The sequence below is a fragment of the Vibrio fortis genome (assembly GCF_024347475.1).
GTDB classification, from domain to species: Bacteria; Pseudomonadota; Gammaproteobacteria; order Enterobacterales; family Vibrionaceae; genus Vibrio; species Vibrio fortis.
This window is the reverse complement of the sequence record NZ_AP025487.1, coordinates 2,097,245-2,113,134: the sequence shown is the minus strand read 5'-3', so window position 1 is coordinate 2,113,134 and position 15,890 is coordinate 2,097,245. Positions and strand designations below refer to the sequence as shown.

13 protein-coding genes are annotated in these 15,890 nt (G+C 41.2%); 8 read left to right on the top strand and 5 right to left on the bottom strand.

Features of this window, described 5'->3' with window-relative positions; translation table 11 throughout:
* The first annotated feature begins 22 nt into the window (after positions 1-22).
* Positions 23-4,141 (top strand): zinc-dependent metalloprotease, encoded by a 4,119-nt coding sequence (locus tag OCV50_RS09115; protein WP_261902852.1) that lies wholly within the window; start codon positions 23-25, stop codon positions 4,139-4,141.
* Positions 4,142-4,221: 80 nt separating this feature from the next.
* On the opposite strand, the gene miaE is transcribed toward OCV50_RS09115, so the two are convergent.
* The 4 genes from miaE to OCV50_RS09095 form a co-directional block, all read right to left on the bottom strand.
* A complete protein-coding gene (gene miaE, locus OCV50_RS09110; RefSeq protein ID WP_261904152.1) occupies positions 4,222-4,980 on the bottom strand; it encodes a tRNA isopentenyl-2-thiomethyl-A-37 hydroxylase MiaE in 759 nt (252 codons plus the stop codon).
* A 115-nt stretch (positions 4,981-5,095) separates the two neighbouring features.
* Positions 5,096-5,317 (bottom strand): hypothetical protein, encoded by a 222-nt coding sequence (locus tag OCV50_RS09105; protein WP_261904151.1) that lies wholly within the window; start codon positions 5,315-5,317, stop codon positions 5,096-5,098.
* 49 nt (positions 5,318-5,366) lie between these two features.
* The gene (locus tag OCV50_RS09100; protein WP_150895928.1) at positions 5,367-5,720 is read right to left on the bottom strand and encodes a YidH family protein; all 354 of its coding nucleotides are present in this window, start codon (positions 5,718-5,720) and stop codon (positions 5,367-5,369) included.
* A gap of 12 nt (positions 5,721-5,732) precedes the next feature.
* Positions 5,733-6,911 (bottom strand): anaerobic sulfatase maturase, encoded by a 1,179-nt coding sequence (locus tag OCV50_RS09095; RefSeq protein WP_261902851.1) that lies wholly within the window; start codon positions 6,909-6,911, stop codon positions 5,733-5,735.
* Positions 6,912-7,284: 373 nt separating this feature from the next.
* Between OCV50_RS09095 and OCV50_RS09090 the strand changes: the two genes are divergently transcribed.
* From OCV50_RS09090 to OCV50_RS09065, 6 genes are all read left to right on the top strand, one after another.
* Entirely contained in the window at positions 7,285-8,448 is a 1,164-nt protein-coding gene (locus tag OCV50_RS09090; protein WP_390905082.1) for a glycoside hydrolase family protein, read from the top strand.
* 12 nt (positions 8,449-8,460) lie between these two features.
* Positions 8,461-10,221, top strand: coding sequence for a sodium:solute symporter family transporter (locus OCV50_RS09085; protein ID WP_261902850.1), 1,761 nt, complete (start codon positions 8,461-8,463; stop codon positions 10,219-10,221).
* Positions 10,222-10,317: 96 nt separating this feature from the next.
* The gene (gene kduI / locus OCV50_RS09080; RefSeq protein WP_261904149.1) at positions 10,318-11,151 is read left to right on the top strand and encodes a 5-dehydro-4-deoxy-D-glucuronate isomerase; all 834 of its coding nucleotides are present in this window, start codon (positions 10,318-10,320) and stop codon (positions 11,149-11,151) included.
* A gap of 22 nt (positions 11,152-11,173) precedes the next feature.
* Positions 11,174-12,100, top strand: a complete 927-nt coding sequence (locus OCV50_RS09075; RefSeq protein WP_261902849.1) for a sugar kinase — start codon at positions 11,174-11,176, stop codon at positions 12,098-12,100.
* 6 nt (positions 12,101-12,106) lie between these two features.
* Positions 12,107-12,739: a bifunctional 4-hydroxy-2-oxoglutarate aldolase/2-dehydro-3-deoxy-phosphogluconate aldolase gene (locus tag OCV50_RS09070; RefSeq protein WP_261902848.1), complete on the top strand. Its 633-nt coding sequence runs from the start codon at positions 12,107-12,109 to the stop codon at positions 12,737-12,739.
* Positions 12,740-12,746: 7 nt separating this feature from the next.
* On the top strand, positions 12,747-13,337 hold the full coding sequence (locus OCV50_RS09065; protein WP_261902847.1) for a DJ-1/PfpI family protein: 591 nt from the start codon (positions 12,747-12,749) through the stop codon (positions 13,335-13,337).
* Between the two features lie 35 nt (positions 13,338-13,372).
* On the opposite strand, the gene OCV50_RS09060 is transcribed toward OCV50_RS09065, so the two are convergent.
* Positions 13,373-14,185 carry a helix-turn-helix transcriptional regulator gene (locus OCV50_RS09060; RefSeq protein ID WP_261902846.1) on the bottom strand — a complete coding sequence of 271 codons (813 nt, stop codon included), beginning with the start codon at positions 14,183-14,185 and terminating at the stop codon, positions 13,373-13,375.
* Positions 14,186-14,295: 110 nt separating this feature from the next.
* Between OCV50_RS09060 and OCV50_RS09055 the strand changes: the two genes are divergently transcribed.
* The gene (locus tag OCV50_RS09055) at positions 14,296-15,879 is read left to right on the top strand and encodes a sulfatase-like hydrolase/transferase (RefSeq protein ID WP_261902845.1); all 1,584 of its coding nucleotides are present in this window, start codon (positions 14,296-14,298) and stop codon (positions 15,877-15,879) included.
* Positions 15,880-15,890: the final 11 nt, after the last annotated feature.

Genomic DNA, 15,890 nt, shown 5'->3' with positions numbered 1-15,890 from the left:
AAAAATAATAAAAGGATTCAATATGGACTTTAAAAAGATTGCATTAAGCTCCGCAATCACGGCTATTTTGGCTGGGTGTGGCGCTGATGATCAAGCATACGATTATTTATCTAAAGATGAAAACCAGGTTAAAATCTCTTCTATAACATCTTATGAACCTGTAACTGATTATAACGAAGTAAAAGAAATTCCACTTCCCGGTGTTTGGATGTACCGTCCATCGACATCGTCAGCGCCACGCGATGCTGATATGTATGCCTATTTTGCGGGTGGTGAAGTTCTTGTCACTTTAAGTCTGACGAAAGACGGCTTAGTTGCGAAGCGTATTGATCCTGATGTGGTCAAATATGATCCGAATAACCCTCAAGTTCTTGAAGAAAGCCGTTGGGCGGACAATATAGATTTGACGAGAGTATTAGAAATCCCAGGTACTTATACGGCATATCAATGTAGTGAAGATAACTATGGCGATTGTACAAACAAAGAAGAAGAAGTAGACGAGCTTGATGCGAAATGGTACGAACGTTCGCACTTTCTCCCAAATTATGAGGGCTTGAAAGCTTACATTAATGACATTAACGATTACTACGGAAGTGATGCACTATCGACTGAAGTAGCGATGAAAGAGTTCGACCCTGCAAATGGCGTGATCAATATTGAATTAGAACGTCATTTTAAAGATGGCAACGGCAAAGCACGCTTCTTTTATTCGTTTGTTCGTTTAGATAAGTATGCAGATGCGAACTACACTCCTGTTTACCAAGCGCAGGCAGACCAAAATAAGTTTGGGTTCTTTACTAGCGAATTTAAAAAAGCAGACAACAACAACTCAACATCTTCTAAGTTTTCAAATGGCGCATACCTAAACCGATTCTCCCCAAATCTTGAATCCATTGATTTTTATCTTAGTGACGATTTTTTTGAAGAAGGTAATGAGATTTGGCTAAGAGCAACATTGGAAACTGTGGACACTATGGCTGCTCAAATGGAAGCCGCGGGTGTACCACCAGTTAAGATTATTAATAGAGATAGCGCAGCAAACATTGCGTCTGGTGACCTACGTTATAATGCTATTAATATGTTTGCGGAACCATCTGATGCCGGTTTACTTGGTTATGGTCCATCAGCGGCTAACCCATTAACAGGTGAGATTATTAGTGCATTTACAAATATGTACCCAGGAACTATTTTACGCACAGTTCCTAGACAATGGGATCAATTCGCACGTTTATATAATGCTCGTTTGTTAGCTGATCAAGCAACAGTTGTTGCTGAACCGGAAGAAGGTGCAGTAGCAGTAGCGAGTCAGCTAAAAGTTACAAACAATACGCTTAACGAACGCCAGGAAAGTGCGTTTGACACGGGCTATGTATTACCTGATAGCGAAAGACTTTTAGAGTTTGAAATGAAAGAGTTAAGAACTCTGGATTTAGAAAACCAAGTTAAAAATAGTGAAGGCTATGCGAACCTATTTGGGGAAGCAAAGGAAGCCGTTGATGCTGTTTTTGATAAAGATAAAGTTGAAGAGTTCTGGTCGCGCAACACCATGTTCTCTGCAAATAATGTTTGGGTATCAAGTACTGAAAAGAATGGTTTGCCTGGAATAGACTTTGATAAAGATGGCTACTTTGATTCTAACAATGAGCTCAAAGACTTTGATCAGTTGAATTCACTTCAAAAAGAACAAGTAAGCGAAGTATTTGGCGTACACAATTACAAAACCACACTCGTTCATGAGCTTGGTCACAACCTAGGTTTGAGACATAACTTTGAAGGTTCTGCGGATAAAGCCAATTTTTATACGCAAGAGCAAGCTGATCAGATGGGTCTCCGAGGTATTCCTGCTGCAACTTCTATTATGGACTATGCTCCTTCTGAACTAGATATTGAACCTGTACTGGGTTCTTACGATATTGCAGCTCTAAAAGTTGCGTATGCACGTGTAGTTGAAGATCAAGATGGAAATATACATAGCTTAGAACCATTTGACGCTAAGTACCGTAATCAGTATGAGCAAGCAGATATACCAACAAACACTGAACGTTCACCATTCTCACCAATCACTCAACTCGAGTTCTCATTGAATGATATTAATGATAGTGCGTTGGCTTCCTATAAAGAGTTGGTCACTGCCTATGAAGCTGAGATGGTGACTTACAATGAAGCGCTAGCTGAATACCAAGCGCAGATTGATGGTGGTACTCCGGCAGAGACGCTGACTCAACCGGTCAAGCCAGCAGAGCCACAAGCTCCAGTCGAAATAGCAACAGAGATTAAAGAATACGGTTTCTGTACAGATGGTAATGTTGGTAGTACATGGGATTGTGATCGTCATGATGAAGGTACTGACCGTGTGGAAAATGCAAGTTACCACTACCATAATTTAGAAAACTTCCATGACATGTTTAACTTCCGTGGGGAAGACTATAGCTTTACCGAGCGAGGTACGATCGGTCGCTATTTCTTCTTCCGTAACAGAATGATGGATATTGCAAGCCATGGTATGCAGTCTTGGGGCTTTATTTCAATGGCTGCCGATTACAATGATTGGGATGATCCTCTAGTATTCGCTGAAGCTATGTGTGTAATTCAAGATAATGGTGAACCTCGTTGGCCATTGGCGTGTGACTACTATAAGTCGGCAGAAAAAGCTGGCGAACTCATGGTTTCAATGCTTGCGACACCTGAAAAAACTTGTCAGGTAAAAGTAACCAAAACCTCAAACGGGGCTGAGACTTATGAAAATATTAGTCTAGAAGATATGTACGGAAAAGTACGCTGGGACTTGGACGAGAATCACGAGCTACCACTTAGTTGTTTCGACGCAACATTGAAAGCGCAACTTGCGATTAATAACGCATCTGGCCAAAAAACTGAATCTTATGAGATTTTAGCTGAACTAAAAGGTGGTCAGTACCTAAATCATCAGACAGCAGGTAGTACTGTAAACCATGAGATGAGTGATTGGTCGAACTACGATGAAATTGATGCGTTTGGCGTTTGGTTCTATCGTTTGATTGCAGCTCAGCAAATCGTTAGCCGTGATATGGTTTTAGGCGGTGATACAGCGATTATCGATATACCATCTGTTCGCAAGAAGGTTGATGAGTTGGTTCGTCACTGGACATTAGGCTCGGAATATTCAGGCTACCAGTTTATTGACGAAAGTGGTGCTGAAGTAGTCTCTCAAGTGGCGTACGCACCGGATTATACTGCACAGAAGATTCGTCGACTGAATTACCCAGAAAACATCATTATGAGTTGGTTTACGTACACAAACCGTACTCAAGATACTAACTTGGTTGAAGCGACACTTAAATCTTTAGCATATGACGCAGAATCTGTTCACCCAGAGAAGAAGTTCTTGGCGCGTAACTTTATTGATTCAATATCGGTATTTGATACAACCGGCGAAACTGCGCGTACAGACCATGTGACTTTGGAATTGGATGGCCGTCAGTATTCGGCAGGTGTTCAACATTCCATTGCTCGTGACATGATCACTCAGGCTAAAAGCTCAGCAGTATTCCAAACAGAAGAGTTCTTGAAAACACAACCGTCTTTAGATGGCGTGAATGAATTTGTAAACTCTTATCAAGAGCAGTGGGATACTGCCATTGAAAGTGCAAAAAACTTCGGTAGTTATTTACAACAAGATAACTTCGGAGGTCAGAAGTTGCGTCACCCAGGTGGTCATGCATTAATGACGGGCTCTGAGGCAATTTTCGATAAGCTTAACTCTGGAGAGATTCCTGGTTCTGAGCTGGCGACTTCCCTGCATACCTTGATTGATAGTTTAGTGGCCAGTGGTCAACTAAAAGGTAACTCAGATGAAGAGATTGCAGCAACGGGTTGTAAGACAGCATTCCACAGTGATGTATGTGTTGTGACAAGTACAGGATCATTTACTCAAGATGCTATTGATGTAATTAACTACCCTGTCAGTTGGATTCCAACGTTCTATGCTGAGGCAAAAGAAGTATCACGTCTATTCGACGCTAATTTCTTACAGGCTAATCTAGATAGTGAACTGCTCGGCAAGAATTTTGACCTAATGAAGTCATATATCGGCACTGACTTTGAGTTACTAAAATATCAAGAGGCTAAGATGTTAGAGAAACTGCCTCATTACGATCGTTAGTGTTTAGTATTCCAAACTAATAAAAACCCGCTTTAACTAAGCGGGTTTTCTATTTTTGTTATTGATTGTCAGAAAGGCTACTAATTAACTGGAGCACCACTATGGAATTTAAAGTCGCTGTCTTCGGATGTAATGAGTTCTGCTTCTACACGAGCGAAGTGAGCAACACGTTCCGAAATGTCCTTTCCTGCAATTTGTTCAGCAAGCTCTAGATAATCTTGATAGTGGCGAGCTTCCGAACGAAGAAGAGAAACATAGAATTTTTCCATATCATCTTCTAAGAAAGGTGCGAGCTTGGCAAATCGCTCACACGAACGCGCTTCAATAAACGCACCGATAATCAATTTGTCGACCAAAGCATCTGGCTCATAGGTTTTCACATGTTTGATTAGCCCTTTGGCATAGCGACCCGCTTCGATAGGCTGATACGTTACACCTTTCTTTTCCATTAGTTCCATCACTTGGTAGAAGTGATGCAGTTCTTCTTTGATTAATAGCACCATCTTATCGATGAGATCGTCGCCATAAACACAACCATCTTTGGCTGTGATCTGCTTTGATGCGTTGCTCTTACCACGCAGTGATTCTAAATCTCCTTTACGACGGTAGGCGAACTCTTCGTATGGTTTAATCCATTCATTTAACTGAATTGCACTTTCTTTATCAACCGCATACTTACGAATCAGAAATAGGGCACTCTGAGCAGCTTTTAGCTCACACAACATGTGATCGCGCAAAATGATATGCAGGTTTTGTGGCTTCTTGGCTTCGTCGATCCAAGAGTCTGGCGTTTCGGCTTTTAGAAAGGAATGAATAGGAGCTAATAGTTCTTGATACATGGTCGAGACAAAGTTTGGGGTAAAAAGTAATACTACCATATTTAGGGTTTAAGCTACCTATGCTCTGAATGAAAAGTTCATACAAAAGTAAGTTCAACGTACTGTGCTATACCTTTCAAGCTATACCATAAAAGCATATCGCCAAGACAAGCGAAATACTGATTAAGCGATAACAACGAGCTTTGACAACTATCGGCAGCGTAGCGACCCTGAGCCCAGCATAATAGATCAAAAAACAACTGACGCAGCTAAACATCAGGGCAACTAGCATATAAATGGAATGATGAAGTATCACAAGTTTAAACAGAAATAGAACGCTCAAAGCAGAAACAAACATTGTTCTAAACCAAGACAAAATCGTTCTTTCAACTTGAAGTTTATCGTCGCTAACTAAAGGTGTCATAGTAGATGCTTGTTAAAAGAGCGAGAACAATACTCACCATCAATAAGGGGATAAGTTTAATCGCTTTTGAATAATCGAGCCCTTGGTCAAGTCGCATTGCAACTTCATTTCCTTTCCAGTTCAGGTAACCCAACACTGCACACATGACAGAAATAATGAGCAGCGCAATACAAATAAAAGGCTTGAGAGTGTGATCGTTGAGTGTTGTAGCTAACTGATCAACAGCAATTGCGGCGGTAAAGAAACCGAGAGCGGTTCTTACCCAAGCAAGAAACGTTCTCTCATTGGCTAGGCTAAAACGATAGTCCGGGTCTTTCCCTTGTTTACTCCACGGCATGGTGATGTCCAGTTAATGTCTTAAATTTCTTAAAATAGATTGGCATTTAGGCTCCGCATGTTCGAAAAAATGATACAAGCCTTCACATAAGTAGTTAATTTTTTGGTTCTCTTTCCCCTCTATAGCGACCCTATCTTTAGGGCACCCGCCGTAACAAACCGATAGATGACGACAGTTTAGGCATGTTTCGGGAAGACTGGTGTATTTGGAGTGACCAAAGTCTTGTTGTTGTGGTGTGTTCGCTAATTCGCCTAAGTGAGCTTGGAATATGTTACCAAGTTTATTTTGAGGATAAATATAGTGGTCGCAGCTAAAAAGGTCCCCGTTGGGCATGAAGGCCAAAGCTTGCCCACATGTTTTACTGTGAATACAAGTTCCAGATGGGTAGCCAGTAAGGGTACCGATATAAGACTCTATTGTGGGAAGAAAGATACGACCTATATCATTTGAGTACCACTCGTCAAAGATGGCATTGAGAAAGGTTCCCCATTGTTTGGGCTCGACGGTAAATGTCTCGTCTCGAGTATCAGTCGTAATGAGATCTTGCGAGCGAACTCTCCGTAACACTTGTACTTCTTCAAGGTCAACGATAGGAATCAGTTGGATTTGAGTAGACTTTAAAGTATCTCGCAGGAAGCGATAGACCTCCAAGGGGTGGTCAGCACTTTTTCGTGTTACGCACGTTAATGTTGCAAAAGGGATCTTGAATTTATGTAGAAGCGCAGCAGCTGCAACAACTTGTTTGAATGTCCCACGTCCAGCTAAATTATGCCGATAGTGATCATGTAGCCATTGTGGACCGTCAATGCTCAGGCCGACGAAGAAGTTATGGGTTTTAAGAAACTTTGCCCAGTGTTTGTTAAGTAGGATGCCGTTGGTTTGTAAGTCATTGTGAATTTTTTTCTTTTCATGATTATGTTTCACTTGGAATTTGACGACTTTTTGAAAGAAATCTAGCCCTAGAAGAGTAGGTTCTCCCCCTTGCCAACTAAAAACGATTTCATGAGCAGATTGTGATTCTATGTACTGTTTTATATATGCTTCTAAGGTGTTGTCGTCCATTTCTGTAATGTTGCTCGTTCCATAAAGCTCATCACCACGTTCTAAAAAGTAGCAATAGTCACAATCAATATTACATTTGGAGCCAGTAGGCTTGGCCATGATATGAAAGTTTGATTTAGGACTGAACATGAGTTTTTCCTTAGTTAATACGCATTTTTTACGATTTTTGCTCACTATAGGCGTTTATTTGGATAAATCAAGTTGCCAAGAATCTATTCATATAACGAAATGTTACCTATGAATGGACATGATATGTTGGTTTGTTATTAACAATATTGAGCGATGCGTATTCTAGCTAATTGGGTAGTTTGACCTAATTCACATAATCATTAATAAGTTCGTCAATATCATAGCCGTGTTTCTTTTTATTCATTATGTGTGACTTTTACACATTGTTTATTTCAAGGCTGGGGCCAATAATCCAAATTAAGAAAACAAAAACACCATCAAGAAACGTTTCATATTTTATGTAATTTTGCCTAAGTGTGACAAGAGTATCAAAATGACGAATGAAAAAATGTACCCAGAAACACGGTATGACCAAAAACAGTTTCAACACCATTTGATGAAGGTGGTTGATTTCACCAAAAACAACATAAAGAAAATTGGAATAAACAACCCTAAGATCGGCACGACGGATCACCAATGGATATATTGTGGTCCTTCAGATTGGGTATCATCTTTTTGGACGGGGCAGCTTTGGCTCTGCTACCAGTTGACAGGTGAAGATGTATTTAAGAATAGTGCGAACTTTCGTAAAGCATACTTCAAAGAAATGCTCGCAAATCCAGATTGGCACGATCATGATCTAGGTTTCCAATTCTCACTAAGTTGTGTTGCTGGCCATATGCTCACTGAGGACGAAGAGTATAAGGAGATGGCCATCCAAGCCGCTCATAGTCTTTACTTACGTTTTCGTCGTATCGGTAAGTACATTGTTGCTTGGAACGAGACTCATATTTTGGGGCCAGAAAAAACTCAAGGCAAAACCATTATTGATTCTTTGCAGAATACTGCATTGATGTTTTGGGCTGCAGAGCAAACGGGGTCTAATCTGCTAAGAGACGCCGCAATTGAGCATTCAGAAACATTAGCGAAACACATCGTACGTGATGACTTTTCAACATTTCATACTTTCAATTTCGACCCTCTAACTCAAGAACCAATTAAAGGCGAGACCTTCCAAGGCTACGCGGACGACTCATGTTGGGCTCGAGGCCAATCATGGGCGATTCATGGTTTTGCGCAAACATACGCTTACACCGGGGATAGAAAATTTTTGGAGCTTGCTAAAAAGGTGTCGTACTTCGCGATGGAACATTTGCGAGATGATTCAGTTCCGGTTTGGGATTATCGATTGCCTAAGTATGAACCTCAGTACAAAGACAGTTCAGCTGGTGCGGTAACTGCAGCAGGATTTTTATTGATTGCTAGTTTATGTGATGACGAGAAAGAGCGAGACCTTTTTGAGCAGTGGGGTATGCATCTCGTTAATGGTTTGATGGAACAGTGTGACTTAACAGACAACAATGACGCTCTAGGTCTGCTTAAAAATGGTGCATCGTTTGTTGCTCGTGATATGTGCGATAACATGCTGCCGTATGGCGATTACTACTATTTAGAAGCTCTGATGAGAATCTGTGGTCACAAACGTTATTTCTGGTAAAGGAGTTTTAAAATGGTCTCTTCATATGATTTAGGTGCAATAGTTTTCTATTTCATCTTTATGGTTCTACTCGGGTTTGTGTTCCGCAAGCAGGTCTCCAATACCAGTGAATATTTCCGTGGGGGCGGTAAAATGATCTGGTGGATGGGGGGCGCAAGTGCGTTTATGACTACTTTTAGTGCTTGGACGTTCACAGGAGCAGCGGGTAAAGCCTACATTGATGGCTTTGCGGTTGTTTGGATTTTTATCTTTAATATCTTAGGGTATTTACTCTGTGCACGTATTTTCGCACCTCGCTTCCGCCAAATGGATGTTGTGACTCCAATGGAAGCTATCCGCCAACGTTTTGGTGCGAAAACGGAACGTTTTTATACCACGATTTATACCGTGACTGGTCTGATGGGTGGATCAATAACTCTTTATGCGGTATCGATTTTTATTTCTGCCGTTTTAGGGTGGGATATCCAGTTCTCAATCATCATTACAGGTTTAGCGGTAGTGCTAATGACGGTAACAGGTGGCTCATGGGCAGTGGTGTCTAGTGATTTCCTTCAAGCAATGCTGATTGTGGGTATTAGTGTGGTCACCTTTATTGCTGTCCTTAATAACGTCGATAGCATTGACAGCATTGCCTCTCACTGGGAAGGCGACACCTTCTGGACTGGCAACGGCATTGAGATTTATGAGGTGTTCCTACTCTGGGTTGGCGCTCTTCTTATTCAACGTCTCATTGACATGAACAACATCGGTCAGTCAGTTCGTTTTCTGTGTGTGAAAGACTCTGCACAGGCGAAAAAGGCAGCATACTTTACAGCAGCACTGTTCGCTATGGGTAGTATTATGTGGTTTTTGCCACCGATGTGGGCAGCAGGCGCATTAGAACCTCTTAATGAAATGTATCCACAATTAGGTGGCAAGGCGAATCAAGCAGCTTATCTGTCTGTTGTTCAAACATTGCTGCCTGCTGGTATGGTTGGTTTGGTGGTGTCTGCAATGTTTGCCGCAACCATGTCAACTCTTGATTCACGTATCAACTTTGTTACTGCATCATTCATTAAGTCTATTTATAAGCCAATCATCAACAAAAACGCGACTGAAGTTCAAGAGCTTAGAGCGAGTAAAATTGCAACAACAGTAATGGGGCTTATCGTTATTGCTTGTGCTCTTTTCCTCAACGAGCTACGTGGAATTAGCTTATTTTCGATGATGATTTTGTTTGCGGGCTTAGTCAACATCCCAATGATGATCCCTCAGACTTTCTGTATGTTCGTGAAGCGTGTTCCAGACTGGGCTGGTTGGGCAACTGTTCTATTTGGTTTCTGCGTGAGCATCATTAGTAACAATGTCTTTAATGCTGCATGGGTATCAGAGACGATTGCTGTTCCAATGACCGGACGTGAACTTGGGGATCTCGGTGTTGTTATCACTCAGTTTATGCACGCAATTCTTACGGTTGGTTTCTTCTTTGCAACAATGCTGTTCTACAAGGAACCGGTAGGTGAGCGCAAAGAGCAAGTGGAGCTGTTTTTCAAGAATCAGAGAACTCCAATTGTTTCTCCTGCCGGCATGGATGAATCTGATGTAATGCAATGTACAGTGTTAGGTCGACTAACCCTGATATTTGGTGCAGTTATCACAGCCTTTGCCGTGCTACCAAACGAAAATGGTTATTACTTCATGATATGCGGACTATTTATTATGGCCGTAGGTAGCGCAATCTATGCTCAACGTCGTAATGGTGTAACGGTCAAGCCAATCACCGATAACCTATAACTCCTCTCAACAAGGGCGGCAGTGCATATAGTTCTGCCGTCCATATCAGCCTAAATTGAAGTGACAAAGGCTATAATTGATAAGTGAATAACAATGATCGATACACGTCAAAGCATCCATAGTGAGCATGCAAAACAGTTAGATACTGAAGGCTTAAGAAAAGAATTCCTTGTTGAAAGCATTTTCGAAGCCGATTGTTACACCATGACGTACAGTCATATCGACCGGATCCTTTTTGGTGGAATAATGCCAGTTTCTAAGCAGGTTTCCATTGAAGGTCTGGGTAAACAGTTCGGTGTTGATTATCTTCTAGAACGCCGAGAAATGGGTATCATTAATATCGGCGGTCCCGGTGTCGTCACGGCAGACTCTGAGCAGTATCAACTTGATGAAGAGCAAGCTATTTATATTGGAAAGGAAACCCAGTCTTTAGCGTTTACAAGCTTGGATCCAACAAATCCAGCGAAATTCTATTTCAACTGCGCTCCTGCACATCAAAAGTACCCGACTAAAAAAATTACCAAAGAACAAGTTGAGTCTGTATCGCTAGGAGCTGATGAAACTTGCAACCGTCGCACAATATACAAATATATTGTCCCTAATGTTGTAGAGACATGTCAGCTTGTTATGGGTTTGACAAAGCTGGCTCAAGGTAGTCTGTGGAATACAATGCCTTGTCATACGCATGAACGCCGTATGGAAGTTTATCTCTATTTAGACATCAAACCGGACAATGCGGTTTTCCATATGATGGGTGAACCACAACAAACGCGTCATATGTTGGTTCATAATGAACAAGCTGTGATCTCTCCGAGTTGGTCAATTCATTCTGGAGTTGGTACTCAAAACTACAGCTTTATCTGGGGAATGGTCGGCGAAAATCAAACATTTGATGACATGGACCACATTGCTGTTACGGATTTACGCTAAGGCACATAAGGAACGTAATAGCATGAAAAAAGTGGGATTTTTAGGCGAATGTATGATCGAATTAAGCGGTCAAGCGTTCGGCAAAATGAATCAAAGTTATGGTGGTGATACGTTAAATTCTGCAATCTATTTAAATAGATTGCAGCCTAATCTCAACCCATACTACTTAACATCTGTTGGTAGTGACTCACTCTCCGAAAAGCTTGTTCGACTATGGGAAGAAGAGGGCATTAACACATCATCTGTGCTGGTGGATGCACAACATAGTACCGGGTTATACCAAATCAGTGTAGATCAATGTGGAGAACGTACTTTTTCTTATTGGCGTCAAAACTCCGCAGCCTCGAATTTGATGAAGCATCCTGATTTTCGAACAGTGGCAGAAACGATAGATCAACTCGATATTCTCTACTTATCAGGCATTAGTATTGCTATTTTGCCAGAGGAAGACAAAGTCGCTTTACTCTCGACTCTACAAGAAGCGAAACAAAAAGGCGTCACCTTAGTTTTTGATAGTAATTATCGTTCACGCTTGTGGGAGACACCGGAACAGGCTCAACATTGGTATAAGCAAGTTCTACCTTTGTGCAGTTATGCGTTGATTACTTTTGATGACGAGATGTTGCTGTGGGGTGACGAAGAGCTTGATGATGCAGTATCGAGAATTACGGCCTTAGGTGTCGACAAGTTTGTTTTAAAGCTCGGCTCTGAAGGATGCGTATTTTATGAACATGGTAATAAAACGTTAATACCAACTAAACCGATAGACAATGTCGTTGATACTACATCAGCTGGTGACTCATTCAATGCTGGCTTTCTGTGTGGCATCGCAAACGGCTTGCCTTATACAGAATGTTGTCAAATCGGCAATCAATTGGCTGGAGTCGTGATCCAATATCCTGGTGCGATTATTCCTAAGTCACAGACAGATAAATTAATAAGAGACTAAAATAACATGTCCAAACTAAGTATTTCTGAACAATTAGCAAAGTTTAAAGTGATCCCTGTCGTTGCGATTGATGAAGCCGAAGATATCGTCGAGCTTGGCAAAGCATTGGCTGATAACGATTTGAATGTCATTGAGATTACATTTAGAACTGAAGCTGCTGCAGAGGCTATTCGTCTTCTAAAAAGCGCTCAACCAGATATGTATATTGGTGCAGGCACCGTACTAACTAAGGAGCAAGCAGTACAAGCGAAAGAAGCGGGCGCTTCTTTTGTCGTAGCGCCAGGTCTTAATGAACATACAGCATGTGCTTGCAAAGAGCTTGATATACCGTTTGTTCCTGGTGTGTGTACTCCGAGTGAGGTTGAGAAAGCACTACATCTAGGTTTAGATACTGTAAAGTTCTTCCCTGCAGAAGCTGCTGGTGGGGTTAAGATGTTGAAGGCGCTTTCAGGACCTTACCATAACCTTAAAGTCATGCCGACTGGTGGAGTGAATAAAGACAACATCAATGATTATCTTGCGCTTAAACAAGTCGTTGCTTGTGGAGGAACTTGGATGGTTTCTAAAGCACTAATTGATCAGAAAAATTGGCAAGAAATTGGCCGCTTGACCAAAGAAGTTGTTGAGGCGGTACAGTAGGTAACTTATGACACAAAGAAAACACGTAGCAGTGTTGCTTGCTGACGGATTTGAAGAAGCAGAAGCGGTTGTTTTTATTGACCTTATGCGTCGTATGAAAATCGATGTAGATGTACTGTCTTGCATGAAAACTACCGAATTGAAATCGTATTTTAAAACTAAAATCACGGCAGAATACACGCTGGATGCGAAATTTTTCCAAAGTTATGATGCAGTGATGATGCCGGGTGGCCCGGAGGGGACGGCTAACTTAACCGCTAATCCACAAGTAGTGGCATTTTTGAAGCGTCACATTGATGAAAAGAAATGGGTTTGCCCATTATGTTCTTCTGGTGCGAAAGTTCTAGCTGCCAATAATTTATTGAGGAATGCTAAATACACATCTGGCGGTGGTTTTGACAAAAACTTTCAAGACGGTGTTTGTTTAGACGAAAAAGTCGTGGTCGACCAAAACTTCATTAGTGGCAAAGGCTTTGGGACAGTATTTGAATTTTCGTTTGAAGTAGCGAAGCACCTACTGGCTGACTCTGTTAAAGATGTAGTTTGGCAAGCAGATCATATTTATTTTGATCATTGGGGTGAGCACGACTATTCGTAGTCTTAATGAAGGAGCCAGCATATCGCTGGCTTTTTTTATGACTTTTTTTCAACTGCGGAAGGGGAATAATTAAATTGTTTTTTAAACGCTCGGCTAAAATGAAAGCTGTCATTAAACCCTAATTCATAAGCAACCTGCTTTACACTGGATCCCTTGCGCTGAAGCATCATTAAACTAGCATCGAGTTTGAGCTGTAAGTAATACTGTTTAGGTGTGCAATCGAGTTGTTTTAGAAATAGCTTTCTTAAGTACTGCTCTGTATAGCCCGCAGCTAGGGCAAATTCTTTTATCTGAACATTTTCACCAATACGGCTACTCATCATAGAAACGACATTAATAACAGTCTTTTCTTGGCTAGAAATAGAATCAAAACCTTCAGCTAAAGTTAGCCATTTATAAAATACAAAACTGAACCCCGCATTTGCTGCTTTTAACTCAGATTCTTTACCTGTAATTAAATTTTTAATATCAGATAATATTCCACTGTAATCATCGATACTAATTGAAATTTGATGCTCCATTGGAATGTTAATGATTCCGTGAGTAACAAATTCAAACCAATTTAAATTCCAAACCACGCCGTTAGTGCTGTAACTCTTGATTTTTAAACTATCTAAAAAAATAACACTAGGTGCGTTGATCGTGAATTGTTTCCCATTCTTCATGCGAATGATTCCGCTACCTTGAAAAGTACAAATGGCGACAATGGCATTTGGGATCAGAGGTAACTTTCTATCTTGTGGCCAATGCACACTATAGTTGCTATCTGCTTGTATATCCCACATCGATCTCAAAGATATACCTGAAGAGTCAATGCTTTCGTTTAAGAGTAATGGGGCATTAATCATTGGTTCGTTTTCTTCATTATGTCAGCTTTTTTTCTATGGTTAATTATATCACTAATGGATAAATTTAGTGCAACGAAGTAGGAAAAAATATCAATAATTAGAGATGAACAATGAAACAAGATTTTTTGAATCCCAAAGAACGTCTTGGTAGTTTTTATCGTCAGGGCGACCAAACTCCCAATATGTTATTTATTACAGTTGATATGGTATCAGCTGATTGTTACCACAAAGACCGCCCCCTATCTCAAGTCATCGAAACACCAAATATTGACCAAATTGCACAAGAAGGCACTGACTTTAGTAATGCGTTTACGCCGAGTCCTTTATGTGGCCCTGCAAGAGCTGCAATTTTTACCGGAATGCACCCCCCTTATTTGTCAAATGGTGAGAGAACTCCGGTAGGTATGAAGGTCGATCTAGAATTAGAAGATAATATTTTTCAAGATTACCTCAAGCGAATCGGCTATACGCTCAAACATACAGGTAAGTGCCATGTCGGTGTTGAGAAGTTTATAAGAACATTTGGCGAAAATATCCATGCTTGGGATCGTTGGGGGCCACCTACCGAAGATGATGATCGTTATCTTGCGTATTTAGCAAATATGGGTGTGAAACTTCCACGATACCGTCGTGAATTACGTGGTCTTCAAATTGATAAGATGTCACCAGCCAACTCTTTTGGTGGATGGATTGAGCAATCAGATGGAGAGGACTTCCCACTAGAAGCTCACTATTCCGTGTTTTTGGCCAAATTGGCTGTCGAGCAAATTAAAGCGGCGAAAGTTCAATCACCGACCAAACCTATTTTTAGTCAAATTGATTTCTTCGACCCGCACCAACCTTACTCAATTCCTTCGGGTTTAGAGGCACGTTACGATCAAATTCGTAATGTGATCGTGCCGCCAACTAGTTTTGAGCCTTTTGACGAAAATGACCCTAACCGTAACAAAACGTACGACCTGTACAAGCAGTACTGGGGAATGTATGACGAAGAGTTAGTCAAAGATTATATCGCTTGTCACTTACTTCAAGTCGAAGTCGTCGATCATGCTATTGGACATATGGTTAACTTTCTTAAAGAAGAGGGTATGTGGGATGACATGGCGATTGTTTTCTCCGCTGACCATGGTGATATGAATGGCCGTTTAGCGATGGCGGATAAAGGATCGTATTTCCAGCCGGACATCTACAGAGTTCCGCTTTATGTAAAAGCTCCTAAAGGACTGAAAGTAAGCAATAAAAGTAGTGATGTATTGGTTTCTTCGATTGATATAGCGCCAACGATTTTAGGTTTTGCTGGTATTAAAAAACCAGACGCTATGGAGGGCGATGATCTTTATAAAGTAATGGCTGGAGGGGAGCGTACGCCATTTACCCAGGTGTATCAAACAGGGGTCCATGTTGGCACAAACTACGGTTTCGCTTTTCAAATCGAGATCGAAGGGCAACAACTTTTCTACGGCTACAACGTGACCACTGGCTATGAAGAGCTCTATGACGTGAATGTTGATGATCAAAACAACCTATTTGATCTTCCACATTATCTAGCGCATAAGCCACAAATCGTGGAACGAGCAGCTGCCTTATTGCAGTCGGATTCTCGCTGGTCTGGATATTGGGCATCGTATCGCTTACACAATGCGCGCTTCTTGCCTGTTAATGATTCAGACATGCAGATGCTAAAACCTGTTTGATTTTGCATAGG